Consider the following 25,476-nt stretch of genomic DNA (forward strand, 5'->3'; position numbering starts at 1 on the left):
ACGCATTTCCTGCGAAACCTGGGAGGGCCGTGTCGTGATCGGCAACCTGCAGTGCGTGGTGCTCGACTGTGCCGAACCGCTGCCGCTTGCCCGGTTCTATCAGGCGCTCCTGGGCGGCACCGTCAACAGGCGCGATCGACGATGGGATCTCAGCGACGAATGGGTGACTCTGCACACGGCTTCCGGACAGGTCCTCGCCTTCCAGGGAGTGGAGGACCATCGTCCACCGCGCTGGCCGGAATCGAGCCACCCGCAGCAGTTCCATCTGGATGTCGGAGTAGAGGATCTCGACCTGGCACATCGGCAGGTGCTGGCGAGCGGGGCGACGATGCTTGACGCCGGCGGCGGCACCCGCGGGTGGCGCATCTACGCCGATCCAGCCGGCCACCCCTTCTGCCTGGTCCTCGAACGGCCGCTTCCCCATGGGCCGACTTCCCCTAATCCCTGAACGACCCACCCCCTGAACGGGTGCTCGCTATGCCGGAGACTCCACAGCGGCTCCGAGCAGAGGCTCGACCCGGAAGGGGATCTGAGTCGACAAGGCGATGGTCGTATCGGTGCGCTGCACCGCCGGCGACGCGAGGATCTCCGCGATGATCTCCTGGAGATGCGGCGTGCTCCTCGCGACCACCCGGCACAGGAGGTCGGCCTGGCCGCTCGTGCCGTACACCTCGAGGATCTCCGGTATCGAGCCCAGCGTCCGCACCGCCTCGGTGAGCTTGCCCTGCGCGATCTGCAGGGACGCGAACGCGAGGATCGGGTAGCCGATCTCCTCCGCCGCCACCGTGGGGCCGAAGTCGCTGATCACTCCTCGCATGGTCAGCTTCTCCAGGCGCGCCTGAACGGTGCCGCGAGCCACTCCGAGGAGGCGGGCGAGTTCGGTCAGCCCGATCCGGGGGTGAGCACGCATGGTGATCAACAGTTGACTGTCGAGCGCGTCGAGCATGCGCCCGAGGCTACGCTCCGACTGGTCGAATCGGCTAGCTTAATCCACCATTTTGGCCGCAGATTGTGCGCTCCGCCCACTCTGACTGGTCGCTCTTGTCAGCGAATCGGCGAGTTGCTGTCATATGGGGTTATGTTCGAGGAAGCACAGTACTTTGCTCCAGTCGCGACGCAAGACGATGGATCCGTCGTCGTCGAGTTGGCCAGCGGTCACCCGGGTTTCGCGGACGCGGTGTACCGGAACCGGCGTAACGCCATCGCGGCGCTGGCACTCGGTCACAAGCCGGGTGAGCCCATTCCCCATGCGGAGTACACCGATGAGGAGCACCACGTGTGGGCGCTCGTCACGCAGGAACTCGCCGTCAAGCACGGCAAATACGCGGTGCGGGAGTTCATCGACGCCGCAGCTCGCCTGGGGCTGCCGGTGGAGCGTATCCCGCAACTTCAGGAGGTCAGCGACCTGCTGAAGCCGATCACGGGTTTCGGGTACCTGCCGGCGGCCGGGCTCGTCCCGCTGAGGGAGTTCTACAGCGTGCTGGCGGACGGCCTGTTCCACTCCACCCAGTACATCCGGCACCACTCGGTGCCCTTCTACACGCCTGAACCCGACATCGTGCACGAGGTGATCGGACACGCGAACACCCTGGCCTCCCCGCGTTTCGCCGAGCTTTACCGGCTCGCCGGCCGGGCCGCCCGGCGGGTCGAGACCGATGAGGCGCTGGAGTTCGTCTCCAAGGTCTTCTGGTTCACGCTCGAGTTCGGCGTCATGCGCGAGGACGGGGAGTCCAAGGCGTACGGCGCGGGCATCCTGAGCTCGTCCGGCGAGATCGAGGAGTTCCGCGGGATGGACATCCGTCCGCTCGAGCTCGCCGCCATGGGCACCACTCACTACGACATCACGAAGTATCAGGAGGTGCTGTTCGAGGCGGAGTCGTTCGACCACCTGGAGGACGTGGTCGGCACGTTCTGGGACACCTGCGACGACGACTCGATCGCCCGGCTGGCCGCGTCCCGCTGACCCGCGTTCCGCTGTGCGCGGTCAGCCTCGGCGGCCGCCCCCGCAAGTGGGTCGCCGGCAAGAGGTCGACGGCATCGTGTGCGGAGTCTGACGCGCGTCCCGGGTTACCTGCCGACGATGAGCAGGGCGTCGCCGACGCCGCGCTCTGCTCCGTCGGACGGGTGGTTGACCACCTTCCCGCCGACGACCATGGTGCTCGAGCCGCCGCCGTCCAGGCTGATCGCGTCCCGGGCGCCGAGCCAGCGCATGAGTTCCGCCGACTCGAAGAACGACGCGCCCACACTGGTGTCCGGAGCACGGCCGTCCACGACCGCGACGACCAGCTCGCCGGACGCCGTCACTCCCGCGAGCGTCCGGGGGTGCCGTCGGACGATCATGTTGACGTTGGCCATGCCGTCCTTGGCGGCGGTGATCGAGGTCCGTCCGTCCCTGACGAGGCCGATCCCTCCGCCGATGATGCTGGTCTCCGAGGTGAGCGGAACGACGTGACCGGTGCGCAGATCGGTCACCTTCGCCGTGACGTCGACGGTCATGCCCGCGGCGGCGTGCTCTCTGAGCCAGTCGGCGGCGGTGCCTCTTCCGTGGAGCACCCGTGTGCCGTGGGGCACGGGAGCGCCGGGCCCCCGCGGTCGCAAGACCTCGCCCGACGCGTCGAGCACCACCTCGACTCCGCGATCGGAGGGAGTCGCGCGGCCGAGTTCCTCGGTGTACATCACCAGCTCATCCGCCCGGGCCACCCGGTTGAGGCCGCCGACCTCCAGCTTCGCACCGTCGCCTGCGGCCGCCACGACAGACGAGGACAGCTCGGTGACGCGCGCCCTGCGACCCGCGAGGACCAGACCCGTACGCCCCGGAACCGCCTCGCTGAGCAGGTCGCCGCCCACCACGGAGATCCCGGTCGGATCACCGCGGAAGTCCTTCCGCGTGTGGATGTCGAAGAACCCGCCGTTGACCGCCGCGACGGCGTCGGCCGAGGCCGCCATCGCCGAGACCGTCTCCCGTGCCGCAACCCCGGCGCCCAGTGACGAACGGAAGGTGCCGCGGAAGGAGCGAGGGTCGATCATGAGGACTCGCACGGTCCACGGGCCGCCGGTCTGGAAGCCGTCGTCACCGCCGAAGTCGACTTTCGCGGTGATGCCCGCCTTCTTGAGCTGTTTGACCACGTGGGCGGCCTCGGCCATCTTGCCGAGCGGCCACGCCCCGACCCTGACCGTCCAGAAGTCGGCGGCCGGATGGTCCGCGACCGCCGGTTCGGTGAACTTCACGATGGAGGGGCTGTAACCGGACTCCTCCACCGCGAGGGCCTGGGCCCTCGCGGTCGTCTCGGAGAGGGCGTCCTTGCCGCGCACCACGACGCTGACGGTGTAGCCGTCGGTCGACGTGCCGTGCGTCAGCGTGAAGTAATCGATGCCCGGTGCGACCCGTTCGGACACCACCTTCGGCGCCTTGGGAGATCCGAGGGGGAAGCCGGTCGTCGGGAGGGCCGCCGGTGGCGGAGCGGAGGGAAGGCCCGGAAGGCCGGAGATCTCGGGAAACAGGCGCAGAGCGTACCGAGGCCCAGGAAGCGGGGAGAGCGGACTGGCGAAGGCCGAGAGCGTGATCATCGTCAGGGCCACGGTGACGGTCCCGACGATCAGATGGCGTCGCATGCGGTCTTCCCTCGTTCGTGATCCTTCGAAGGACCATCGTGACGAGGATCGCAGGCCGCTCGCGCCGTACACGCCAAAGATCGTGAGAAATGGCCGCGACTTTCCAGTGGAACCGCACGGCGGTCGCCGTGCCCGTGGTCACGGTGTCACTGCGTCGATCTCGCGCGCCTGCTGGACGAAGTCCTGGGCGGACATGGCCTCCACGTGAAGAAGCAGGCCGTTGCGGCGCCGTGAGACGCCCCAGTAGTGCGTGGTGGCCTGACCCCACCAGATGGTCCACCGGGGGAACCGGGCGGACAGGGCTCGCACCACGATCGCCGGACTGATCTGAGGTTCGCTCGTCATCTGCACCCTCTGAGACAAGCACGATTCACACCGTGTGCGCGAGTGTACGGAGAGTAGCCGGGTGCCATAGGACTTACACCTGGGGAGGCAGACCTGTATCCGCATATGCGCCCTCATCCCGATCCTCATTCGGGTGGAGAGGTGGATCCCCAGGTCACGGGCTTTCGCGGCGGAATGTCTCCAAGGCCAGCAGCGCCACGTGAAGGGACATGCACGACTCGACGTCGTCGAGGTCGGTCTCGAGGATGCGTTCGAGCCGCCGGAGCCGGTCGTAGAACGCGGGGCGGGACAGGTGCGCCTTCTGCGCGGCGACCGCCTTGTTCCTGCCGGCGTCGAGATAGACGCGCAGGATCCGCGCCAGGTCGCCATGCCGCTGGGCGTCGTGCGCGAGCAGCGCGCCGAGTTCGCGCTCGGCGAAGGTCTGGAGCCGCGCGTCGTCGCGCAGCAGGTGGAGCAGGCCGCGCAGGCGCAGGTCGGGCAGGCGATAGAACGCGCGTCCGTCAGGCTGGCGCACCGCCACGTCGGCCACCTGCTCGGCCTCGAGGAAGCTGCGCCGTACGTCCTTGATCGACTCGACCACGGAACCGGTCGCCAGCACGAACGGCGTGGGGAAGGCGGCCCGCAGGCGGTCGGCGAGGGCGCCGAGCGCCGTTTCCGCGAGCGAGCGCGGCGGGAGGGGGAGCAGCACGCCCACCCGGCTCTGGTCGAGCGCGCCCACCAGCGCCGGCAGCCGCGCGTCGCGGCAGGCGGCCGCCGTGGCCTCGGCCAGCTCGCCCAGCTGGGCCTGCTCGCCCAGCGCGGTTCCGGTCGAGGAGGTCAGCCGGATCACGGCGCTGATCAGCTTGCGGCCGGTGAGCGGCACCCCGACCGCCCGGGCCCGGGCGGCCGCCTCGTCCGGATCGGAGTAGGCGTGGGTGAGGATCCCGGCGATGATCGTGCCGTGCGCCTGCCGTTCGAGCGACTCCTGGTGGCGTTCCAGCAGCCGGCTGAGTGCGAGCGTGGTCGCCGCGCGTTCGGCGAGCACGGTGTCATGGGGGCTCGGAGGGGCGTCGCACAGGAGGATGAGCCGTCCCCAGTCCTGCCCCCGGGCGCCCACCATGGTGACGAGCCACCCGGCGGCGGTGTCGTACGCGGTGCGCTCCTCGGGCGAGACCGCGCGGGACCGCGTCTCCCAGTTGGCCAGGATCGTTCCGGTGTCGCCCCCGGAGGCGTCGCACGCGAGGACCTGATGGGCGAGGTTCTCCAGGACGACGGGCCGGCCGGAGAACCGGGAGACCTGCGTCAGCACCTCGGACGGCGAGGCGCCCTCGACCGACAGCTCGGTGAAGACCTCGTGCAGTTGCTCCGACGCCCGCAGCTCCTGGAGCTGGATGTCGATGATCCGTGCGTGCACCGACTCGGTGATCTGCACGAACGGCGTCTCGCGTGCGAGGGTGACGAGCGGCAGGCCGTGGTCTTCCGCGGCCTTGACCACCGCGGGCGGCAACTCGCGGACGAACCGGCGGCCCAGCTCCACGATGAGCCCGGAGGCGCCGACGGCGGCGAGGTCGGAGATGTAGTCGGCGAGCTTGTCCGGCTCGCTCGGCAGGGCCACGCCCGTGGTGAGCACGAGCTCGCCGCCGCGCAGCAGATGGGCGATGTCGGTGATCTCACCGACGTGCACCCAGCGGACCCGTGTGTCGAGACGGTCGCCGCCTGCGACGACGCGCGGATCACCGCGTCGGACCGCGTCCAGCGCGAGCACGTCGGCGACGGTGGGCAGCATGTTCCGAGGCTACCTGATCATTGTGTAAAGAGGACGGGTCAGTCGCTGACAGGATGATCGCGGCGGCTTCCGTGCGGAAGCCGGGCCGCCAGGCCGTCGAGCAGCGCCACCAGCCCGAAGTCGAACGCGATCCGCCGGGCCGTCATGGGGTCGAAGGCCATGTCGTCGTAGGCGCGGTACCGCTCCTGCAAGCTGGGGTAATCGGCCCCCAGTTCCTCGATGAGCGGTCCCATGGACGCCTGGATTCCGGCCACGTCGGTGCCGGCCTCGTCGAGCGCGTCGAGCCAGACGACCTCGGGGATGGTGGCGCCCAGCGTGTAGGACACCACGGCGGTGACCGCGTAGTCGACGTCGATCCCGTCGAAGCCGGCGCTGGAGAACGCCGCCATGAGCCGGTCGGCGGCCGTCATGGCGTTGGGCCCGAGAGCGGGGAGCACGCCGATCAGGCTGATGCTCCAGCGGTGCTGGGAGACGGCGTCGCGCATGCCGTACGCGAAAGCGGTGGCGGCGTCGTGCCAGCTCGACCCCTCGGGGATGGAGACCTTGGCGTAGACCTTGTCCATGACGAGCTCGAGCAACTCGTCCTTGTTCGCCACGTGCCAGTAGAGGCTGGTCGCCCCCGCTCCGAGCCGCGCCCCGAGTTTGCGCATGCTGAGCGCGTCGAGGCCGTCCTCGTCGAGCAGTTCCATCGCCGCCCGGACGATCTGGTCGCGACTCAGGCCCTGGTCGCGGGGGCCCTTGCGCTCACGCGTCCAGACCGAGGAGAACGGCTTCGCTGACACCGCCACAGGATATTCGCTCGCACACCGTTCGAGGTTGTCGTACAGTGTTCCAGTCTTATCGCACACTGTTCGAGGTGGATTCTATGTCGCATCCCCGCCGCTGGTGGATCCTCGGCGTCCTCTGCCTGAGTCTGCTGACCCTCGTCGTGGACAACACCGTGCTCAACCTGGCGATCCCGTCTCTCATGCGCGAGTTGGGGGCATCCCCGTCGGACGTCCAGTGGATCATCGACGCGTACATCCTGGTCTTCGCCGGCCTGCTGCTCACCGCGGGAAGTCTGTCCGACCGATACGGCAGACGCCTGTTCTTGATCCTCGGCCTGGCCTTCTTCGGGGGCGCGTCGGTGGCGGCCATGCTCGCGACAGAGCCGTGGCAGCTCATCGGGGCCCGGGCCCTGATGGGGGTGGGCGGCTCCTTCGTCATGCCGTCCACCATGTCCATCCTGATCACGGTCTTCGACGAGAGCGAGCGCAGGAAGGCGTTCGCCGCGTGGAGTTCGGTGGCCATGGCCGGGGTGATCGCCGGGCCGACGCTGGGCGGATTCCTCCTCCAGCACTACTACTGGGGCTCGGTCTTCCTGCTCAACGTGCCGATCGCGGTCGTGGCGATCATCGCGGCGCTCGTTCTGATGCCGGAAACGAAGGGGGACGCCCGCGCGGTCGACCCGGTCGGCGTCGTGTTGTCGATCGTGGGCATGGGCGCTCTCGTCTACGCGGTCGTGTCCGCGCCCACCGGCGAGTGGAACCCGCTCGTGGCCGCGGTGGCCGTGCTGGCACTGCTGGGCTTCGTGTTGTGGGAGCGCAGGGCCGCGCAGCCGATGTTGCCGCTGTCGCTCTTCAGGGACCGGTCGTTCAGCGGGGCATCGTTCTCGATCGTCCTGCTGTCCTTCGGGTCCGGGGCGCTGATGCTGGCCCTGACGCAGTACCTCCAGTTCGTGCTCGGCTACGAACCGCTGAAGGCCGGGATGGCCCTGTTGCCGTACGTGCTCGCCGCTCTGGTCTTCAACGGCCTCGGGGCGGCACTGGGCAAGAAGGTCGGCAACCGGACGCTCATCGTCACGGGCCTGCTCGTCATGGCCGTCGGCTTCGGCGTCCTCGCCACTCTCGACGGCGGGTACGGCATGCTCATCGTCAGCTTGATGATCATGGGTGTCGGCGGCGGCCTGGCCGGTCCGGCGGCGTACGCCACGTTGATGGGCGCGGTGCCGCCGGAGCGCGCGGGCGTGGGCTCGGCGCTGAACGACACGGTGCAGCAGGTCGGCATGGCCCTCAGCGTCGCCGTGCTGGGCAGCGTGCTCGCGGGGGTCTACACGGCCTCCATGCCGGCCTCCGCTCCCGAGGTCGCCCGTGACTCGATCAGCGGCGCGCTCGCGCTGGGAGATCCCGCCGTGGCCGAGGCGGGCCGCGACGCCTTCGTGTCGGCCATGTCGGTCGGCTCCGTGGTCGGGTTCGGTTTCTGTGTGGCCGCGGCGGTGATGGCGCTGCTGCTCCTGCGTCGCACCCCGGCCGCCGAGGGCGCCGTCGAGAAGGAGGCCGCCGCGGTGTGAACCCCGTCTGCCCGTCCTGACATACGGGCCTCGCCGGAGCGTTCCATCATGTAAGGCGAAATCTCGGTATGCCGACATGTTGAGGGTGGGAGCGGCGACATGGAGCGGCGATACTCGAAGTATGTCTCTCCGTGATCCTGAGTCGCCCTCCGACAGCGCCGACCTGCTCAAACGGCACCGCGCGGTCCTCCCGAACTGGATGGGCCTGTACTACGACGAGCCCATCGAGATCGTCGGCGGCAAGGGCAACCGTGTCGTCGACGCATCCGGGAAGAGCTACCTGGACTTCTTCGCCGGCATCCTCACCAACATGATCGGGTACGACGTGCCCGAGGTGCGGGAGGCGGTCGAGAGACAACTGGCGACCGGCATCGTGCACACCTCGACGCTCTACCTGATCCGCGCTCAGGTGGAGCTGGCCGAGAAGATCGCCCGGCTCTCCGGCATCCCGGACGCCAAGGTCTTCTTCACCAACTCCGGCACCGAGGCCAACGAGACCGCGCTGCTGCTCGCCACCTACGCCCGCAAGACGGACCAGGTGCTCGCGATGCGGCAGAGCTACCACGGCAGGTCGTTCGGCGCGATCAGCGTGACCTCCAACCGCTCGTGGAAGAACAACTCGCTGTCGCCGCTCAACGTGCACTTCCTGCACGGCGCCGACCGGCACCTCGTCCAGTTCCGCGGGATGTCGGACGCGGACTACATCAAGGCGTGCGTGGACGACCTGCGTCACGTGCTCGCCACCGCGGTGTCCAATGACGTCGCCGCGCTCATCGCCGAGCCGATCCAGGGTGTGGGCGGCTTCACCATGGCGCCCGACGGCCTGTTCGCCGCCTACAAGGAGGTCCTCGACGAGGAAGGCATCCTGTTCATCTCCGACGAGGTCCAGTCCGGCTGGGGCCGTACCGGCTCGGCCTTCTTCGGGATCGAGAACCACGGCGTGACGCCCGACATGCTGACCTTCGCCAAGGGGACGGGGAACGGCTTCGCCGTCGGCGGCATCGTCGCCCGCGCCGACCTGATGGACGGCCCGCACGCCGTCGGCCTGTCGACGTTCGGCGGAAACCCGATCTCCATGGCGGCCGCGAACGCGACCCTCGACTACGTGCTCGACCACGATCTGCAGGCGAACGCCGCCAGGACAGGGGAGATCATCCTCGCCGGCCTGCGCGAGGCCGAGCAGCGGCTCCCCGTCGTAGGAGCCGTGCGCGGCAGGGGCCTGATGTTCGCCATCGAACTGGTCGACCCCGGGACGGGAGCGCCCGCGCCGGCGCTCGTCGCCCGTTTCATGGAGGTGACCAAGAAGCTCGGCCTCCTCGCGGGCAAGGGCGGCCTGTACGGCAACACTCTGCGCATGGCGCCGCCGCTCACACTCACCGAGGACGAGGCCCGAGAGGGCCTGCGCATCCTCGTCACCGCGCTGGAGACGGTCAACGATGAAGCACGTTGACCACTGGATCGACGGCGCCCGTTTCGGGGGAGCCGGCGCGCCTCAGGCGCGGCATGCCGAGATCTACAACCCGGCGACCGGCGAGGTCGGCGGTCAGGTCGCCCTCGCGTCCGTGGCCGACGTCGACGCGGCGGTGGACTCCGCCGCACGCGCCTTCCCCGGATGGCGGGACACCTCGCTGGCCAAGCGGGCCCAGACGTTGTTCCGCTTCCGCGAGCTGATGGACCGTCATCGCGACGATCTCGCCGCGCTGATCACGGCCGAGCACGGCAAGGTCCACTCCGACGCCCTCGGCGAGGTCGCGCGCGGCCTCGAGGTCGTCGAGTTCGCATGCGGCATCCCTCACCTGCTCAAGGGCGGCTTCTCGGAGAACGTCTCGACCCGGGTCGACTCCTACTCGATCCGCCAGCCCCTCGGCGTCGTCGCGGGGATCACGCCGTTCAACTTCCCGGCGATGGTGCCGATGTGGATGTTCCCCGTGGCCATCGCCGCGGGCAACGCCTTCGTCTTGAAGCCGTCGGAGAAGGACCCCTCGGCGTCCCTGCTGATGGCCGAGCTGTGGGCGGAGGCCGGGTTGCCCGACGGCGTGTTCAACGTCGTCCAGGGCGACAAGGTCGCGGTGGACCGGCTGCTGGAGCACCCGGCGGTGCAGGCCGTGTCCTTCGTCGGCTCGACCCCGATCGCCCGGTACGTCTACGAGACGGGGACCGCACACGGCAAGCGGGTCCAGGCGCTGGGCGGCGCCAAGAACCACATGCTCGTGCTGCCGGACGCCGACCTCGACCTGGTCGCCGACTCGGCCGTCTCGGCGGGCTTCGGCTCGGCGGGGGAGCGCTGCATGGCGATCTCCGTGGTCCTGGCCGTCGAGCCGGTCGGCGACGAACTCGTCGAGAAGATCGTCTCCAGGGTCGGGCGCCTGACGGTCGGCCCGGGCGACGATCCGGCGTCCGAGATGGGACCACTGGTGACCGCGGCGCACCGTGACAAGGTCGCCTCCTACCTGGACCTCGGTGTGGAGGAAGGCGCCAAGGTCGTGGTGGACGGCCGCGAGACGCCCGTCTCCGGCGGCCGTGGGAACGGCTTCTGGCTCGGCCCCACGGTGATCGACCACGTGCCGGCGAACTCGCGCGTCCACCGTGAGGAGATCTTCGGCCCGGTCCTGTCGATCGTCCGGGTGCAGTCCTACGAGGAGGGGCTCCATCTGATCAACACCGGCGAGTACGGCAACGGCACGGCCGTCTTCACCAACGACGGCGGCGCCGCGCGGCGCTTCCAGAACGAGGTCGAGGTCGGGATGATCGGCATCAACGTGCCCATCCCGGTGCCGATGGCGTTCTACAGCTTCGGGGGGTGGAAGAACTCGCTCTTCGGTGACACCCACGTTCACGGAACCGAGGGCGTGCACTTCTACACGCGGGGCAAGGTCGTCACCTCGCGCTGGCTCGAGCCCTCCCACGGCGGAGTGAACCTGGGCTTCCCCACCAACGGCTGAGCCCGGCGTCCGGGGCGGGGCCCGTTCCGTCGGCGAAGCGGGGCGGGACGCGGCCACCGGGGCCAGTAGGCTCGTGACGTCCGTCTCGTGAGGGGGTCCGCCCGGTGAGGCTTCGCCGTACACAGCTCGTGGTCGCCACGGCGGCCATGGGATTCCTGGCCGTGGCCTGCGGAGGAAACGGATCGTCCCGGGCGGTCGAGGCCACGCCGGGGACGGGCGCCGTCGCCGCGACGACCCCCGTCACCGCGCCGGCGACGACCTCGTCCCCCACGCCGAGCGGCTCGGCCACCCCGACGGGGACGGCGTCGGCAGGCCCCGGCGAGGGCGCGTTGCGCGTCCTGGCGATCAGCGGATACGTCGAGTGGGGCGGGACCGACCCGTCGGTCAACTGGGTCGCGCCCTTCGAGGCCAAGACCGGCTGCAAGGTCTCGCTCTCGTTCTACGACCCCGGCCTGGAGGCGAAGCCGGATGGCGCGTCCCTCGGCGCCTTCGACGTGGTCTCGGCCACGCCGGAGATCGCGGGCAGGCTGATCGCCGAAGGCAAGGTCGCGCCGCTCAACACGGCGCTCGTGAAGGACTACGCGAAGATCCCCGCGCACCTGCGTGAACTCCCCGCGTACGCCAAGGACGACCAGGTGTACGGCGTGCCGTACCTGTGGGGTGTCGACGAGGTGCTCTACGACACCACCAAGACCAGGCCGAAGGACGCCGGGGCCCTGTTCACCGACAAGGGGCCGGTGCTGCTCAGGGACGACCCGATGACGATCGCGGCCGCCGCGCTCGCTCTCAAGCGGCGGGGCGTCAAGGACCCGTTCGATCTCACCCCGTCCCAGTTGGACGCGGCCGTCGCCCTTCTCACCTCGAACAAGTCCGGGGACAGGACCTTCTGGCGTGACCCCATCGACGTCGTGGAGGGCTTCGCCTCCGGCTCAGCACGGCTCGCGCAGGGCACGCCGTACCACCTCGACGTGCTGAAGAGCGGGCACAAGCCCGTCAAGGCGCTCGACCGCCGGCCGCTGACAGGATGGTCGGACTCGTGGATGGTCGCCGCGGCCGCGCCTCATCCGTCATGCGCCTACCAGTGGCTGGCGTGGACGGCTTCCGCGCAGGCGCAGGGACCGGCGGCCGCATGGACCGGCCTCGCCCCGGCGAACCCGGCCGCCTGCACGGGCGACGCGAAGCGGGTCTGCACGGACTATCACGTGGGAGAGCCGGCGGCCTTCAAGGGCGTCTACTTCGCCGTTCGCCCGGACGACTACGCCCAGTGGGCTGAACGCTGGTCCCAGATAGCTCACGGTTAGCGAGCCAGACGCTGAGGTCGGGCCCGTCCGGCTTTCCGCGGTCTCCACGACGGCGGATCAGCGTGTCCAGCGCCCAGGTGCCCGGGCCGAGCACGGCGATGAGGAAGAACGACCAGCAGAACAGCGCCGACAGCTCACCGCCGTTGGTCAGGGGCAGCACGCCTCTCGGCTGGTGCGCCATGAAGTACGCGAAGGCCATGGACCCCGACGCGATCAGCGCGCCGATCCGGGTGAGGAGCCCGAGGAGGACGAGCGCCCCGCAGAGCGCCTGGATGAGCGCGGCCCACCAGCCCGGCCACGTGCCGAACTCCACCGCGTGACCCATGCCGCGGTTGCCGCCGAACAGGTTGAACAACGAGGCCAGGCCGTGGCACATGAACAACATGGCCGCCACCATGCGGAACAACGAGAGCACCGGCCCGTGGAAACGGTCGAATCTCATGAGATCACCTCTTGGGCTCACATGCGGGCCGGCCTCGCGTCACGACATCGCGGCGCGGGAGCGGCGGGGAAGAGGCACCTTGCCTTCCGGTGCGGGCAGCAGCGCCTCGGCGCAGTCGTCGCAGGCGTGGACGGGGGCGTTGTCGGGGAGCAGGCCGACCTTCACACGGGGGCGGGGCCACTTCTTGTGGCAGACGACGCAGGCGTCGCCCTCGCGTTGGACGGGGGTGAGGCCGGCAGGGTCGAACGTCAGCATGAGCCGGTCGGCACCGTTCGGATTCCAGCCCATTCCCCGTCCCCCCTCGATCGCGTATCGAAACCGTTATAACGTGGTTACGGGCTGTGATCGGCGCGTGTCAGGCCAAGAGGCGGTTAAATCGCGGCATGGTGCGGGCGTTACAACAACAAAAGGGACACCCGACGCCAAGGCGGGTGTCCCTTTTAATCTTATTTAAGCGCTCTGGTCCGCACTGATTGCTCTCTCCAGGATGGAAAGCCCTTCCTCCAGCAGATGGTCGGGAATCACCAGCGGCGGAAGGAACCGGAGCACATTGCCGTACGTGCCGGCGGTGAGCACCAGCAGCCCCTCGGCATGGCACCTGGCCGCGATCGGGCCGGCGGCCAGCGGGTCCTTGGTGCCGGGGACCACGAGTTCGATCGCCGTCATGGCCCCGCGCCCGCGGACGTCGCCCACGATGCCGAACCGCTCCTGAAGCGAGCGGAGGCGAGGCAACATGATCTCGCCGATGTGCGCGGCACGCTCGACGAGCTTGTCCTGCTCGATGGTCTCCAGGACGCCGAGGGCCGCCTCGCAGGCGAGCGGGTTGCCGCCGTAGGTCCCCCCGAGCCCGCTGGCGTGGACCGAGTCGAGCAACTCCGCGCGGCCGGTGACGGCGGCCAGGGGGAGGCCGCCCGCGATGCCCTTGGCCGTGCAGATGATGTCGGGGACGATGCCCTCGTCCTCGCAGGCGAACAGGTGGCCGGTCCTGGCGAACCCGGTCTGGACCTCGTCGGCGACGAAGACGATCCCGTTTGCCCGGCAGAACTCGGCGATCTTCGGCAGGAATCCGCGGGCGGGCTCGATGAAGCCGCCCTCGCCGGCGATCGGCTCGATGACCACGGCGGCGACGTTGGCCGCGCCGATCTGCTTCTCGATCATGTCGATGGCCTGGGCGGCGGCCTCGTCGGCGCAGTTCTCCGGGCCGCTCGGCCAGCGGAACGGGTAGGCCAGCGGCACCCGGTAGACCTCGGGCGCGAACGGGCCGAAGCCGTCCTTGTACGGCATGTTCTTGGCGGTCAGCGTCATCGTGAGGAGGGTCCGGCCGTGGTAGCCGTGGTCGAACACCACGACGGCCGGCCGCCCGGTGGCGTGCCTGGCCACCTTCACGGCGTTCTCGACGGCCTCCGCGCCGCTGTTGACCAGGAACGTGCGCTTGTCGTGGTCGCCGGGCGTGAGCGCGTTGAGCTTCTCGCACACCGTCACGTAGGACTCGTACGGCGTGACCATGAAACAGGTGTGGGTGAAGTCGGCCACCTGCTTCTGGACCCGCTCGACCACGCGGGGAGCGGAGTTCCCCACGCTCGTGACGGCGATGCCCGAGCCGAAGTCGATGAGGGAGTTGCCGTCCACGTCGACGACGACACCGCCACCGGCGTGGGTCACGAAGATGGGAAGCGTGGTGCCGATGCCCGGGGGCACGGCGGACTGCTTGCGCGCGAACAGCTCGCGCGACCGCGGTCCCGGGATCTCGGTGACGAGCCGGCGCTCCTGCGGAAGCCGCGGGCCGCCATGGACGGTGCCGGTGGTGCCTTCGACGGTCATGCCCTCGACGGTACGGCCACCACCTTCACCTGCCGATACGTCGTCATGGCAGAATAAGGCCGTACTTTTGGCCAACTCGGACAAGTTGGGCTTTGGGGGGCTGGTGGCGCCGACGCTGCGCCGGGTGACGGCGATCACGCCGCTGCACCTGGACGTCCTGGCCGGGCAGGACGGACTGGACCGGCCGGTCCGCTGGGTGGCGGTCAGCGAGCTCGAGGATCCCACACCGTTCCTCGAGGGCGGAGAGCTGGTGCTGACGACCGGCATGCGGCTGACCCCGGGCGACGCCGTGCCGTACATCTCACGGCTGGTCGCACGGGGTGCGACCGGGCTGGGGTTCGGAGTCGGCCTCGGTCACGACCTGGTGCCGGCGGCCTATGTGGACGCCGCGGCCGCCGCCGGGCTGCCGCTCGTCGAGGTGCCGAGGGACACCCCGTTCATCGCGATCGGCAAGGTCGTCAGCGAGCTCATCGCCGCCGAGCAGTACGAGGAGATCAGCCGGGCCTTCGCGGCTCAGGGCCGCCTCACCCGGGCCGCGCTCCAGCCCTCGGGCACCGGGGCCGTCATCGACCGCCTGGCCCGCGAGATCTCCGGCTGGGCGCTCCTGCTCGACGACGCGGGCGCCGTCAGACACGTCGCGGACGCCACGGGAACAGGCCCGCCGGCGCAGGAGAAGGCCGCCGCGCTGCGCCCCGAACTGGCCCGGCTGAAGAGGACGTCGTCGCCGGCCAGCCTGGCGCTGGCCACCCCCGGCGAACACATGATCATCCAGCCGCTCGGCCGCCGCGGGTTCTTCGTGGTCGGGGCGGCGCGTCCGTTCTCGCCGATCGAGCACACCGTCGTCAACGCGGCCGGCTCCCTGCTCACGCTCGCCCTGGAACAGGGCCGCGACCAGCGCGCCGCCGCGGGCAGGGTGCGCACCGCCGTGTTCCGCCTGCTGCTGGCCGGACAGGCCGAGGCCGCCGCGGACGCCCTGGCGGCACTGGGCGGGACCCTGCCGGAGGGGGCGGTGGCCGTACTGGCCTGTGAGACGGCCGACGAGGAGTCGCTCACCGAGGCGCTGCCGTGCTTCACCGCGCGGTGGGGCCGCGTGGTCGTCGCGCTCGCCCCCGCCGCCGACGCCCACCGGCTCGCCGAGCGTGCCGCCGGGCACGGCCGCGTCGGCGTGGGCGTTCCCGGGGTCGCCCTGGCCCTCGGCCTCGACCAGGCCGAGCGTGCGCTGGCCTCGGCCCACCCGGTGGCGCACTTCGCCGAACTGGCCGGGCAGGGGCTGCTGGCACTGCTGGAGCCCGGCGCGGCGACGGCGTTCGCGGCCGCCATGCTCGCGCCGCTTCGTGAGTACGGCTCGCGCGGCGACCTGGTCGAGTCGCTGCGGGCCTATCTCGCCAGCAACGGTCACTGGGACGCGGCGGCGCAGCGGCTGGGGATCCACCGGCACACGCTCAGGTACCGGATGAAGAGGGTGAGCGAACTGCTCGGCCGTGATCTCGACGATCCCTCGGCGCGGGCCGAGCTCTGGATCGCGCTGTGCCTGTGAAGGTCAGCCGCTCTTGGTCCGGAAGGAGGAGATCGTGGCGGTGGTGACGGTCTCGTAGGTCTTGGCGTCCTGCAGGTGACCGGCACGTTCCAAGCTGAGCGCGCCCTGCGCGGCGGCCCACAACGCGTCGGCGACCCTCCGGGGCTGCGTGGGGACGAGATAGCCCGCCGAGATGCAGTCGGCGATCACCCGGTCGAAGATGTTCAGCGCGGCGCGGGCCAGTGTCCTCGCCCGCTCACTCGGCACGAACTCGGGGATCGCCCGCTCGAACATGAGGCTGTAGTAGCCCGGCTCGGACAGGGCGGCGTCGCGGTAGGCGGGCCCCAGGGCTAGGAGGTAGTCGTAAGGGTCCGTGCGCAGCGGCACGCTCTCCAGACGGCGGCGGAAACGCTCGAAACCCTCGAGATAGAGCGCCTCGGCCAGGCCTTCCTTGCTGCCGAACATCGTGTAGATGACCTGGGTCGGGCAATCCGCCTCGGTGGCGATCCGCCGTACCGTGAGGCTCTCCGGCCCGTCCGAGGTGAGGAGTCCGCTGGCGACGTCGAGGAGTTTGGTACGGAGCTCGTCGTAGGTGCTCCGCTGGCCGCGCGCGTAGGCACCCTGAAGACCGAGCGGCGCCGGCGTACCCATCAGCGACGAGCCCTTCTCGAATCGGGTCCTCGCGTCGGACCCGGATGATGACTTAACCATGCGGCTCGGCTTTCAAACCGCTCTGAAACGGAAAACATCCCGAAATTGCGCTGCATTTGTGACGTACCAAACTTGTCCACATCGGTACGCCGCTGACGGGTGATTGTGCTGGGAGGCGTAGAGCCTATCGCGACCTGCTGACATACCGTCAGAACATGGACGTGCGCCGTGATACCGATCTTCGCCCCTTCTGGCTCGCCGGCCGTCCCGTGACGGGAGACGCGGAGCTGACCGTGACCAACTCCCATGACGGGCGAGTCGTCGGCGTCGCCTCCGTGCCGACCCCGGCTCAGGTCGAGGAGGCCGTGGCGGCCGCGCACGCCGTGAGCAGGCAGGCCGCGGCTCTTCCCGTCCACGTACGGGCCGAGGCCCTCGCGCACGTCTCCCGGCGGCTCTCCGAGCGCTCGGAGGAGATCGCCCAGCTGATCACCGCGGAGAACGGCAAGCCGATCCTGTGGGCCAGGGGCGAGGTCGGCCGGGCCGTGGCCACGTTCAGGTTCGCCGCGGAGGAGGCCCGGCGGTTCAGCGGAGCCGTACAGCGCCTCGACACCGAGCCGGCCGCCCAGGGGCGCCTGGCCTACGTCACGCGCGTGCCGTACGGGCCGGTGCTGGCGATCACGCCGTTCAACTTCCCGTTGAACCTGGTCGCGCACAAGGTCGCCCCGGCCATCGCCGTCGGCGCCCCGATCATCGTCAAGCCCGCGCCCGCGACGCCGCTGTCCTCGCTCGTGCTGGGGGAGATCCTGGCCGAGACCGACCTGCCTGAGGGCATGTTCTCCGTGCTGCCCGTCCCGAACGACCGGGCCGGTGCGCTCGTGGAGGATCCCCGGCTTCCGGTGGTCTCGTTCACCGGCTCGGGTCCGGTCGGGTTCGCGATCAAGGATCAGGTCCCGCGCAAGCACGTCACGCTCGAACTCGGCGGCAACGCCGCCGCGGTCGTCCTCGCGGACGCCGACCTCGACTGGGCGGCGAGCCGGATCGCCCTGTTCTCCAACTACCAGGCCGGCCAGAGCTGCATCGCCGTACAGCGGGTGATCGTCGAGGAGTCCGTCGCGGAGGAGTTCACCGGGAAGCTGCTGTCGGCCGTCGGCGCGCTCGTCACGGGAGACCCCGCGGACGAGAAGACCCAGGTCGGGCCGCTCGTCAGCGAGGACGCGGCGGTGCGGGTGGAGGGCTGGGTCGCCGAGGCGGTCTCCGCCGGCGCGCGGGTGCTGGCCGGGGGCACGCGGGACGGCGCCGCCTTCACTCCCACCGTGCTGACCGACGTGCCCTCCGACGCGAAGGTCGTCCGCGAGGAGGTCTTCGGACCCGTCATGGTCGTCCAGCGGGCGGGCTCCATCGGCGAGGCGTTCGCCGCGGTCAACGACTCCAAGTACGGCCTGCAGGCCGGCGTCTTCACCCGGAGCCTCGACGCGGCCTTCCGGGCGAACCGCGAACTGGAGGTCGGCGGCGTGATCATCGGCGACGTGCCCTCCTACCGGGCCGACCAGATGCCCTACGGCGGGGTCAAGGAGTCGGGCATCGGCCGCGAGGGACTGCACTCGGCGATGGACGACCTGACGTATGAGAAGGTCATGGTCCTCACCGGCCTGTCACTCTGAGCGCGAGGCGTTCGGCGGATGTCGAATTACTGGTGAACGAGAGGCGAAGAATAGGATAAAGGGGATTATCGCCCCTTCCTTCGCGCAGGGACCGAGGCATGGACGCCAACGCCCTGCTTCTGGGAGTCGTCGTCATCACGGCGCTCGGCTTCGACTTTACCAACGGATTCCATGACACCGCCAACGCCATGGCCACCTCGATCGCGACAGGGGCGCTGCGTCCGCGCATCGCCGTGGCACTGTCCGCCGTCCTCAACTTCGCCGGCGCGTTCCTGTCGCTGAAGGTGGCGGCGACGATCGCGAGCGGGATCGTGGAAAGCGGCGCCGTCACGCTGACCGTCGTGTTCGCCGGCCTGGTCGGCGGCTTGGCCTGGAACCTCATGACCTGGTATTTCGGCATGCCCTCCAGCTCGTCCCACGCGCTGATCGGGGGCGTCGTGGGAGCCACGCTCATCGCCGCAGGAAGCTCTGCCGTGAAGGTGGACGGCCTGATGTCCAAGGTGATCGTCCCCGCCGTCCTGTCGCCCGTCTTCGCCGCGGCGGTGGCCATCGCGGGGACCTTCCTGGTGTACCGGATCACGCGGAACGTCCCGGAGTCGACCAGGTCCCGCGGGTTCCGGCTCGGTCAGATCGGTTCCGCGTCGCTGGTGTCCCTCGCGCACGGCACGAACGACGCCCAGAAGACCATGGGCGTCATCACGCTGGCGTTGATCGCGAACCACACGATCGGCCCCGGCGAGGGCACGCCGTTCTGGGTGGTCGCCGCCTGCGCCCTGACGATCTCGCTCGGCACCTACATCGGCGGCTGGCGGGTGATCAGGACGCTGGGCAAGGGGCTGACCGAGATCGAGAGCCCGCAGGGCTTCGCCGCCGAGGGCTCGTCGGCCGCCGTGATCTTCGCGGCCTCCCACTTCGGGTTCCCGCTCTCCACGACGCATGTCTGCAGTGGCTCGATCATGGGCGCCGGGATCGGCAAGCGATTGGCGGAGGTCCGGTGGGGCGTCGCCGGCCGCATGGTGACGGCCTGGCTGTTCACGATCCCCGCTGCGGCGCTCGTCGGAGCGGGCGCGTGGAAGGGGGCGGACGTCATCGGCGGGACGGGCGGCGTCGCGGTGATCTTCGCCGTCGCGGTGGTGTTCGCCGCGGCTCTCTACCTGGCGGCCCGGAGGGTGCCCGTCACGCACGCCAACGTCAACGCGGAGTGGACCGGGACGCTGGACCCGGAGAAGGAGCGAGTCGCGTGAACCAGTATGTCGACGTCGACGCCCTGTGGAAGGTGCTGGTCGTCGGCCTGGCCGGGGGTGTGGGCCTCGTCGCCCTGTTCGCCGTGGGCATGGTCGGGCTGGCCGCGCGCACGGCCCCGAACGCGGGATCTCAGGCCAGGGTGGCGGGCCTGGCCCTCGCGGTGGTGTGCTTCACGATCGTCGTCGCCGGTGCGGCGCTCGGGTTGTACGTGATGTTGAAAAAGTGACGGTGCTCTCCCGCAATCTCCTGTTTGGGATGGTTGTGTAGTCTCACGAACTTCTGGGGACTTCCGAGGTCAGGAGATGTTTGGACATGACCGAGCTGCCGGACCCGGTGGGCGACTGGGAACTGCTGCGCCGTACGCCCGGGCTTACGGTGGTGGACAACGATGACGACGATCCCGTCCTCGTGCGCGCCGACGGGCGGCCGGTGGACACCTGGCGCGAGCACTACCCCTACAAGGAGCGGCTGCCCAGGTCCGACTACGACCGCGACAAGCGGCTGCTCCAGATCGAGCTGCTCAAGCTGCAGTACTGGCTGAAGGACACCGGCGGCCGGCTGGTGATCCTCTTCGAGGGGCGCGACGCGGCAGGCAAGGGCGGCACGATCAAGCGGTTCATGGAGCACCTCAATCCCCGAGGCGCCAAGGTCGTCGCGCTGGAGAAGCCCTCCGAGCGCGAGCGCACGCAGTGGTACTTCCAGCGCTACGTCAACCACCTCCCGGCCGCGGGGGAGATCGTGATGTTCGACCGATCCTGGTACAACCGGGCCGGCGTCGAGCGGGTCATGGGCTTTTGCAGCCATGAGGAGTACGTGGAGTTCATGAACCAGGCGCCGCAGTTCGAGCGGATGCTCGTGCGCGACGGGATCCACCTGGTCAAGCTCTGGTTCTCCGTGTCTCGGGCCGAGCAGCGGACCAGGTTCGTGATCCGCCAAGTCGACCCGGTCAGGCAGTGGAAGCTCTCCCCGATGGACATCGCGTCGCTCGATCTCTGGGACGACTACACCCGGGCCAAGGAGGACATCTTCCTCAACACCGACACGGCCGACGCGCCCTGGACGATCATCAAGAGCAACGACAAGAAGCGTGGCCGCCTGGAGGCCATGCGGTACGTGTTGTCGCTCTTCGAGTACGAGGACAAGGACCTGTCGGTCGTCGGGCTGCCCGACCCCGCCATCGTCCGGTCGGCCGTCGACATCGTCGACGAGGACAACGCCGAGCCGCTGAATCCGCTCGCCTAGCTCGACAAGTGGCGCGCCTGACCGGGACGACTTGGTCAGGCGCCCTCGGCCAGCCGGAACAGGTCCTGGGTGGCGGTGCTGAAGTAGGGCCCGTACATCGTGCCGCGGTCGTTGCTGTACTTGAAGCTGCTCACCGAGGTGAGGGTGCCGCGCCCCGTCGCCGGATCGAAGTCGGTGAGCCACGGACCGCCGCTCGCCCCCGCCGTCAGGTCACAGCGAAGACCCTGGTCCTGGCTCTGGCCCTGCGGGTCGCCGTGTACTGAGCCCGCGCAGTACAGCAGGTGCTCGCCGTCGTAGGGCGGATCGGCGGGGAACCCGAACCCGTAGGTGCGCACGCCGCGCTTGGGGAAGAAGCCGATCTCCTGGCCGCCCACCAGGTCGGTCAGATGCCGCGCGCCATGGCGGGTCACCGCCACCATGCCCACGTCGTAGTCGTCGTCGCCGCCTCGCGACCACGGCCCGGGCACGAACATCCGCCGGGCCGAGAAGGCTCCGTACGGCTGCCGCCCGCCCTGGTAGCCCGGGACGAAGGTCCAGTTCTCGGCCCAGGCCCCCGCGCCGTCCTTGACGCAGTGGCCCGCGGTGACGACGACGTCGCGGTTGGCGCTGTCCACGGCGCTGGCCGAGCACACGAAGTCGACGCCCTTCATCGTGAGGAACACCCGGCCGGTCGTCCTGGTCACCGATCCGCCCGATCCCCAGTGCGAGCCGTTCGTGGTGGACGCCGGGGCCGCGACGGCCTGCCGGGTGGATTTGGACTGCCTCAGGCGCGCGGCCTGGTCGTTGCCACGCATCGCCCCACCGGGTACGGCCAGGCCGCGCCGGAGGGCGCCCCCGGGCTTCACCCGCCGGGGGACGAGCCCGCCCCGGTCGCGCAGGAACTTCGCGGGAAGCGGCAGCGGCCGGCCCGCCGCGAGGAGATCCGGATGGGTGAGCGCCTGTCCCGGGGCGGTGAGCTTCTTCGCCGGGCCGGTGAGCGCCCGTCCCGGGGTGGGGAGCGTCTTGCCCGGGTTCTGAGCCGGGCCGGTCCTCTCCCGTGTGGTCTTCTCTGGAGTGGTGAGCTCCTTCGCCCGGGCGGCGAGGTCACGGGTGGGGAGCGCCTTGCCCGGTTCGTTCAGGCCGCCGGCGAGCGATTCGACGGGTGCCGGCAGGATGGCGGCCGGGCTTTCGCCGGTTTCGACGGGCGCCGGCAGGATGGCGGCCGGGCTTTCGCCGGTTCCGGCGGGTGCGGGCAGCACGCCCCGGGTCACCCCGCCGATCTTCCCGGCCCCGCCGACGTCGCCGATCGCGGGGAGCAGGCCGATCGGGACCGCCCGCGCCATCCGCTCGGGAGTCCAGTAGCCGCCGAGCGCCGGCGCCACGGCATGTTCCACGATGTCCGTCACGGGATCTCCCTGACCTGCGGGAGGCGTCAGGAGCCCGGCGGCCAGGGTGACGACGGCAAGCAGGGGGAGGCTCGGAGTCATGGCACCCGAGTCTGGACCACCACCAGTGGTCACGTGACTACTTTCGGTAAATCCCGCACCACCCGGCTTCGACTGTGCTGTGGGCGGCCCGCTCCTCGGGGACAATGAGAAGGTGACTTCCCAATCCCGGTCGATCGTGGTGCTCGGCTCGACGGGCTCCATCGGCACCCAGGCACTCGACGTCGTGGCCCGTGCGGCGGACCGGTTCCGGGTGGTGGGGCTGGCGGCCGGAGGCGGCAGGGTGGATCTGCTCGCCCGCCAGGCGGCCGCGTACGGCGTCGAGGCGGTCGCCGTCGCGGACACGGGAGCCGTGCCGGCGCTCGCGGAGGCGCTCGCGGCGCACGGCGCCCGGCCCAAGATCCTCGCCGGCCCCGAAGGGGTGGCCGAGCTGGCCGCGTGGTCCTGCGACGTGGTGCTGAACGGGATCACCGGGGCGCTCGGGCTGACCTCCACGCTCGCGGCGCTCGAGGCGGGGCGGGTGCTCGCCCTCGCCAACAAGGAATCGCTGATCATCGGCGGGCCTCTGGTGAAACGCCTGGCGGCTCCGGGGCGGTTGCTGCCCGTCGACTCCGAGCACTCCGCGCTGGCCCAGTGCCTGTGGGCGGCGGGCCCGGGCGGGGCTGAGGCGAAAGCCGTACGACGCCTGATCGTGACGGCGAGCGGCGGCCCGTTCCGCGGCAGGACGCGGGCGGACCTGGGCGACGTGACGCCGGAGATGGCGCTCAACCACCCGACGTGGAGCATGGGCCCCGTGATCACCGTGAACTCGGCCACCCTGGTCAACAAGGGGCTCGAGGTCATCGAGGCGCACCTGCTGTTCGACATCGGCTTCGACCGGATCGAGGTCGTGGTCCACCCTCAGTCGATGATCCACTCGATGGTGGAGTTCACCGACGGCTCGACGATCGCGCAGGCGAGTCCGCCGGACATGCGGCTGCCGATCTCCCTGGCCCTGGGCTTCCCCGAGCGCGTCTCCGGCGCGGGCCCGGCGGTCGACTGGACGACCGCCCACACCTGGACCTTCGATCCGCTCGACGACGAGGCGTTCCCCGCGGTGGCGCTGGCCCGCCACGTCGGCACCCTGGGTGGTACGGCTCCCGCGGTCTACAACGCGGCCAACGAGGTGTGCGTGGAGGCGTTCCTCAAGGGGGGCCTGCCGTTCCTCGGCATCGTCGACACCGTGGAGCGGGTCGTCACCGAGCATTCCGCGGGCCCCGCGTCGTCGGTCGAGGAGGTCCTCGCCGCCGACGCCTGGGCCAGGTCGAGGGCCGCCGAGCTGACGACCGCGTGAGCCCCCCGCGACGGGTCGTGCGCCGGGAGGAAGCTGTGGTCAGTGCTCAGGACGGGACGACGGGTACCGCCTCTCCGACGGGATAGGTGACGCCGGTCAGCCGCTCGGACTCCTGCCATAGGCGGAGTTGTGCCGCCGTGTCGTGGGAGGCGGCGCTGGACTCGACGCGGGCGGGATGTCCGGTGAACTGGGCTCGGCCCGGCGGGCCGTAGTAGTCGCCGCCGCGCGCATCCGGGTCGACCGCGGCGCGTACGGCGGCCAGGGCCGCCACCTGCGGGCTCTGCATCAGCCACCAGGTGAGCATCCGAAGCTGGGGACGCATCAGGAATCTGACCGGGAAAGGCATCTCGCGGCCGAACTCGGTGCGCGCGTTGCCGGGGTGGGCGGCCACCGCGACGGTCGGCGCACCGGCCGCCGCCAGGCGTCGGTGCAGTTCGTAGGTGAACATGAGGTTCGCCAGCTTGGCCTGGAAGTACGCGTGCGTGTACCGGTACCCGCGTGTGAAGTTCAGGTCGTCGAAGTCGACGGTGCCTCGCCGATGCCCGATGCTGCTCACCGTGACGACCCGGGACCCGGGCACGGCCAGCAGCCGGTCCAGGACCAGCCCGGTGAACGCGAACGGGCCGAGGTGGTTGGTGGCGAAGGTCGACTCGAAGCCGTCCTCGGTGACCGCGTACCGCGGCCTGACCCCACCCGCGTTGTTGATGAGCAGATCGATCCGGGGGTGGTCGGCCCGGAGCCGTTCGGCGGCGCTCCGGACGGAGGACAGTGACGCCAGGTCGAGTCGCAGCGTGCGGACCGTCGAATCCGGCACCGAGGCGGTGATGCGGGCTGCCGCCTCTGCCGCCTTGTCCGTGTCCCGGCAGGCCAGGATCACTGTGGCGCCGTGCTCGGCGAGCAGCTTGGCGGTCTCGAAGCCGATCCCCGTGTTCGCACCGGTGATCACAGCAGTGCGTCCTCGCTGGCCGGGTATGTCGGCGGATGTCCAGCGCCGCCTCGTGCTCGGGGTCATCTGATGCTCCGATCCGACCGGGTAGAATCGGGACAGCCGTCCCGTTTCTTTGAAATATACGGGACGGTCATCCCGTTTGTCGATGGTGAAAGAGAGGTACGGCTCCGCGATGGCGAACAAGCCCACCGCGACCGATGCCGACGGTCAGAAGCCCGGCAGGGCGCTGCGCGCCGACGCCCGGCGAAACCGTGCCCGGGTGCTGCAGGTGGCGGCCGAGATCTTCGCGACAGAGGGGCTGTCCGTCCCGGTGCACGAGATCGCCCGCCGCGCGGGTGTGGGCACCGGCACCGTCAGCCGCCACTTCCCCACGAAGGAGGAACTGTTCGCGGCGATCCTGCTCGACCGCATGGAGCACCTCAGCGGCCAGGCGGACGCGCTCGCCGAAGGCCGCGACGCCGGAACGGCGTTCTTCACGTTCTTCGCCACGCTGGTCCACGAGGGTGCGCAGCACCGTGGACTGGCCGAAGCCCTGGCCGGCGCCGGCTACGACGTGGAGACCGCCGCCGCCGAGGCGGGCCACGACGTGCCAGGCCGGCTGCGAACCATGCTCGGCCGTGCGCAGGAGGCGGGCGCGGTGCGGGCCGACATCACGTATCCGGATGTGAAAGCCCTCATGGCGGGCTGTCTCTCGCGCGAGGTCGACGACACCCGCGCTGACGCGCTGATCCGGCTCGTCGCGGTGGTGTGCGAAGGGCTTCGAGCCCGGCCGAGCTGAACGGGACCGAGGCCGGGGTCGCGAACCGCAGCCCCCGCGCGAAGGAACCGGGAGTGCCAGGGGCCGGTGCCGTTGGGCGTTCTCCCAGGTCAGATTGGATGGGTCGGATGAACGGCGATG

The 25,476-nt window shown here is 70.1% G+C and carries 24 protein-coding genes; 13 read left to right on the top strand and 11 right to left on the bottom strand.

Annotated features, from left to right (window positions below; all coding sequences use genetic code 11):
• The coding region (locus tag Psi02_RS25275) for a VOC family protein (protein ID WP_308442267.1) at positions 1–448 on the top strand (448 nt) is incomplete at its 5' end.
• Positions 449–475: 27 nt separating this feature from the next.
• Here Psi02_RS25275 and Psi02_RS25280 read toward each other — a convergent pair.
• Complete coding sequence (locus tag Psi02_RS25280) at positions 476–946, bottom strand: Lrp/AsnC family transcriptional regulator (protein WP_203978142.1); 471 nt, start codon at positions 944–946, stop codon at positions 476–478.
• 132 nt (positions 947–1,078) lie between these two features.
• Between Psi02_RS25280 and Psi02_RS25285 the strand changes: the two genes are divergently transcribed.
• On the top strand, positions 1,079–1,963 hold the full coding sequence (locus tag Psi02_RS25285) for a phenylalanine 4-monooxygenase (protein WP_203978143.1): 885 nt from the start codon (positions 1,079–1,081) through the stop codon (positions 1,961–1,963).
• Positions 1,964–2,067: 104 nt separating this feature from the next.
• Here Psi02_RS25285 and Psi02_RS25290 read toward each other — a convergent pair whose 3' ends face one another.
• From Psi02_RS25290 to Psi02_RS25305, 4 genes are all read right to left on the bottom strand, one after another.
• Entirely contained in the window at positions 2,068–3,612 is a 1,545-nt protein-coding gene (locus Psi02_RS25290; RefSeq protein WP_203978144.1) for a phosphodiester glycosidase family protein, read from the bottom strand.
• Between the two features lie 138 nt (positions 3,613–3,750).
• The gene (locus Psi02_RS25295; RefSeq protein WP_203957206.1) at positions 3,751–3,957 is read right to left on the bottom strand and encodes a hypothetical protein; all 207 of its coding nucleotides are present in this window, start codon (positions 3,955–3,957) and stop codon (positions 3,751–3,753) included.
• A gap of 154 nt (positions 3,958–4,111) precedes the next feature.
• A complete protein-coding gene (locus Psi02_RS25300; protein WP_203978145.1) occupies positions 4,112–5,722 on the bottom strand; it encodes a PucR family transcriptional regulator in 1,611 nt (536 codons plus the stop codon).
• Positions 5,723–5,760: 38 nt separating this feature from the next.
• Complete coding sequence (locus tag Psi02_RS25305; protein WP_203978146.1) at positions 5,761–6,504, bottom strand: TetR/AcrR family transcriptional regulator C-terminal domain-containing protein; 744 nt, start codon at positions 6,502–6,504, stop codon at positions 5,761–5,763.
• 83 nt (positions 6,505–6,587) lie between these two features.
• On the opposite strand from Psi02_RS25305, the gene Psi02_RS25310 reads away from it, so the two are divergent.
• The 4 genes from Psi02_RS25310 to Psi02_RS25325 all read left to right on the top strand — a co-directional run bounded on the left by Psi02_RS25310 (position 6,588) and on the right by Psi02_RS25325 (position 12,294).
• Positions 6,588–8,051 carry an MFS transporter gene (locus tag Psi02_RS25310; protein ID WP_203978147.1) on the top strand — a complete coding sequence of 488 codons (1,464 nt, stop codon included), beginning with the start codon at positions 6,588–6,590 and terminating at the stop codon, positions 8,049–8,051.
• Positions 8,052–8,172: 121 nt separating this feature from the next.
• Positions 8,173–9,501, top strand: coding sequence for an aspartate aminotransferase family protein (locus Psi02_RS25315; protein WP_203978148.1), 1,329 nt, complete (start codon positions 8,173–8,175; stop codon positions 9,499–9,501).
• Positions 9,488–10,993, top strand: coding sequence for a CoA-acylating methylmalonate-semialdehyde dehydrogenase (locus tag Psi02_RS25320; RefSeq protein ID WP_203978149.1), 1,506 nt, complete (start codon positions 9,488–9,490; stop codon positions 10,991–10,993). The genes Psi02_RS25315 and Psi02_RS25320 overlap by 14 nt, the downstream gene beginning before the upstream one ends.
• A 104-nt stretch (positions 10,994–11,097) precedes the next feature.
• The gene (locus tag Psi02_RS25325) at positions 11,098–12,294 is read left to right on the top strand and encodes an extracellular solute-binding protein (RefSeq protein WP_203978150.1); all 1,197 of its coding nucleotides are present in this window, start codon (positions 11,098–11,100) and stop codon (positions 12,292–12,294) included.
• On the opposite strand, the gene Psi02_RS25330 is transcribed toward Psi02_RS25325, so the two are convergent.
• From Psi02_RS25330 to gabT, 3 genes are all read right to left on the bottom strand, one after another.
• Positions 12,215–12,736 (bottom strand): DoxX family protein, encoded by a 522-nt coding sequence (locus Psi02_RS25330; RefSeq protein ID WP_203978151.1) that lies wholly within the window; start codon positions 12,734–12,736, stop codon positions 12,215–12,217. The genes Psi02_RS25325 and Psi02_RS25330 overlap by 80 nt on opposite strands.
• A 39-nt stretch (positions 12,737–12,775) precedes the next feature.
• On the bottom strand, positions 12,776–13,024 hold the full coding sequence (locus tag Psi02_RS25335; protein WP_239095138.1) for a hypothetical protein: 249 nt from the start codon (positions 13,022–13,024) through the stop codon (positions 12,776–12,778).
• 162 nt (positions 13,025–13,186) lie between these two features.
• Positions 13,187–14,557 (bottom strand): 4-aminobutyrate--2-oxoglutarate transaminase, encoded by a 1,371-nt coding sequence (gene gabT, locus Psi02_RS25340; RefSeq protein ID WP_203978152.1) that lies wholly within the window; start codon positions 14,555–14,557, stop codon positions 13,187–13,189.
• 103 nt (positions 14,558–14,660) lie between these two features.
• Here gabT and Psi02_RS25345 point away from each other — a divergent pair, with 103 nt between their 5' ends.
• Positions 14,661–16,094 (top strand): PucR family transcriptional regulator, encoded by a 1,434-nt coding sequence (locus Psi02_RS25345; protein WP_239095139.1) that lies wholly within the window; start codon positions 14,661–14,663, stop codon positions 16,092–16,094.
• Between the two features lie 3 nt (positions 16,095–16,097).
• Here Psi02_RS25345 and Psi02_RS25350 read toward each other — a convergent pair whose 3' ends face one another.
• Entirely contained in the window at positions 16,098–16,724 is a 627-nt protein-coding gene (locus tag Psi02_RS25350) for a TetR/AcrR family transcriptional regulator (protein ID WP_203978153.1), read from the bottom strand.
• Positions 16,725–16,939: 215 nt separating this feature from the next.
• Here Psi02_RS25350 and Psi02_RS25355 point away from each other — a divergent pair, with 215 nt between their 5' ends.
• From Psi02_RS25355 to ppk2, 4 genes are all read left to right on the top strand, one after another.
• On the top strand, positions 16,940–18,385 hold the full coding sequence (locus Psi02_RS25355; RefSeq protein ID WP_203978154.1) for an aldehyde dehydrogenase family protein: 1,446 nt from the start codon (positions 16,940–16,942) through the stop codon (positions 18,383–18,385).
• Between the two features lie 98 nt (positions 18,386–18,483).
• Complete coding sequence (locus tag Psi02_RS25360) at positions 18,484–19,629, top strand: inorganic phosphate transporter (protein ID WP_203978155.1); 1,146 nt, start codon at positions 18,484–18,486, stop codon at positions 19,627–19,629.
• The gene (locus Psi02_RS25365; protein WP_203978156.1) at positions 19,626–19,856 is read left to right on the top strand and encodes a hypothetical protein; all 231 of its coding nucleotides are present in this window, start codon (positions 19,626–19,628) and stop codon (positions 19,854–19,856) included. The genes Psi02_RS25360 and Psi02_RS25365 overlap by 4 nt, the downstream gene beginning before the upstream one ends.
• An 86-nt stretch (positions 19,857–19,942) precedes the next feature.
• Entirely contained in the window at positions 19,943–20,872 is a 930-nt protein-coding gene (ppk2, locus tag Psi02_RS25370; RefSeq protein WP_203978157.1) for a polyphosphate kinase 2, read from the top strand.
• 35 nt (positions 20,873–20,907) lie between these two features.
• Here the strand turns inward: ppk2 and Psi02_RS25375 are convergent, their stop codons facing one another.
• Positions 20,908–22,338, bottom strand: coding sequence for a hypothetical protein (locus tag Psi02_RS25375; protein WP_203978158.1), 1,431 nt, complete (start codon positions 22,336–22,338; stop codon positions 20,908–20,910).
• Between the two features lie 112 nt (positions 22,339–22,450).
• Between Psi02_RS25375 and dxr the strand changes: the two genes are divergently transcribed.
• Entirely contained in the window at positions 22,451–23,629 is a 1,179-nt protein-coding gene (dxr, locus tag Psi02_RS25380; protein ID WP_203978159.1) for a 1-deoxy-D-xylulose-5-phosphate reductoisomerase, read from the top strand.
• A 46-nt stretch (positions 23,630–23,675) separates the two neighbouring features.
• Here the strand turns inward: dxr and Psi02_RS25385 are convergent, their stop codons facing one another.
• Positions 23,676–24,641 (bottom strand): oxidoreductase, encoded by a 966-nt coding sequence (locus Psi02_RS25385; protein ID WP_203978160.1) that lies wholly within the window; start codon positions 24,639–24,641, stop codon positions 23,676–23,678.
• Between the two features lie 82 nt (positions 24,642–24,723).
• Here Psi02_RS25385 and Psi02_RS25390 point away from each other — a divergent pair, with 82 nt between their 5' ends.
• Positions 24,724–25,356 carry a TetR/AcrR family transcriptional regulator gene (locus Psi02_RS25390; RefSeq protein ID WP_239095141.1) on the top strand — a complete coding sequence of 211 codons (633 nt, stop codon included), beginning with the start codon at positions 24,724–24,726 and terminating at the stop codon, positions 25,354–25,356.
• The last annotated feature ends 120 nt before the right edge of the window (positions 25,357–25,476 follow it).

It is taken from the genome of Planotetraspora silvatica (genome assembly GCF_016863315.1).
Classification (GTDB): domain Bacteria; phylum Actinomycetota; class Actinomycetes; order Streptosporangiales; family Streptosporangiaceae; genus Planotetraspora; species Planotetraspora silvatica.

What these genes read in the sequence shown, in the direction of transcription:
- Psi02_RS25390 (WP_239095141.1), top strand. Translation starts at nt 24,724, where the DNA reads ATGGTGAAAGAGAGGTACGGCTCCGCGATGGCGAACAAGCCCACCGCG.
- Psi02_RS25290 (WP_203978144.1), bottom strand. Translation starts at nt 3,612, where the DNA reads ATGCGACGCCATCTGATCGTCGGGACCGTCACCGTGGCCCTGACGATG.
- Psi02_RS25335 (WP_239095138.1), bottom strand. Translation starts at nt 13,024, where the DNA reads ATGGGCTGGAATCCGAACGGTGCCGACCGGCTCATGCTGACGTTCGAC.
- Psi02_RS25320 (WP_203978149.1), top strand. Translation starts at nt 9,488, where the DNA reads ATGAAGCACGTTGACCACTGGATCGACGGCGCCCGTTTCGGGGGAGCC.
- ppk2 (WP_203978157.1), top strand. Translation starts at nt 19,943, where the DNA reads ATGACCGAGCTGCCGGACCCGGTGGGCGACTGGGAACTGCTGCGCCGT.
- Psi02_RS25330 (WP_203978151.1), bottom strand. Translation starts at nt 12,736, where the DNA reads ATGAGATTCGACCGTTTCCACGGGCCGGTGCTCTCGTTGTTCCGCATG.
- Psi02_RS25355 (WP_203978154.1), top strand. Translation starts at nt 16,940, where the DNA reads ATGGACGTGCGCCGTGATACCGATCTTCGCCCCTTCTGGCTCGCCGGC.
- Psi02_RS25350 (WP_203978153.1), bottom strand. Translation starts at nt 16,724, where the DNA reads ATGGGTACGCCGGCGCCGCTCGGTCTTCAGGGTGCCTACGCGCGCGGC.
- Psi02_RS25285 (WP_203978143.1), top strand. Translation starts at nt 1,079, where the DNA reads ATGTTCGAGGAAGCACAGTACTTTGCTCCAGTCGCGACGCAAGACGAT.
- Psi02_RS25310 (WP_203978147.1), top strand. Translation starts at nt 6,588, where the DNA reads ATGTCGCATCCCCGCCGCTGGTGGATCCTCGGCGTCCTCTGCCTGAGT.
- Psi02_RS25315 (WP_203978148.1), top strand. Translation starts at nt 8,173, where the DNA reads ATGTCTCTCCGTGATCCTGAGTCGCCCTCCGACAGCGCCGACCTGCTC.
- Psi02_RS25300 (WP_203978145.1), bottom strand. Translation starts at nt 5,722, where the DNA reads ATGCTGCCCACCGTCGCCGACGTGCTCGCGCTGGACGCGGTCCGACGC.
- Psi02_RS25295 (WP_203957206.1), bottom strand. Translation starts at nt 3,957, where the DNA reads ATGACGAGCGAACCTCAGATCAGTCCGGCGATCGTGGTGCGAGCCCTG.
- Psi02_RS25280 (WP_203978142.1), bottom strand. Translation starts at nt 946, where the DNA reads ATGCTCGACGCGCTCGACAGTCAACTGTTGATCACCATGCGTGCTCAC.
- Psi02_RS25385 (WP_203978160.1), bottom strand. Translation starts at nt 24,641, where the DNA reads ATGACCCCGAGCACGAGGCGGCGCTGGACATCCGCCGACATACCCGGC.
- gabT (WP_203978152.1), bottom strand. Translation starts at nt 14,557, where the DNA reads ATGACCGTCGAAGGCACCACCGGCACCGTCCATGGCGGCCCGCGGCTT.
- Psi02_RS25360 (WP_203978155.1), top strand. Translation starts at nt 18,484, where the DNA reads ATGGACGCCAACGCCCTGCTTCTGGGAGTCGTCGTCATCACGGCGCTC.
- Psi02_RS25375 (WP_203978158.1), bottom strand. Translation starts at nt 22,338, where the DNA reads ATGACTCCGAGCCTCCCCCTGCTTGCCGTCGTCACCCTGGCCGCCGGG.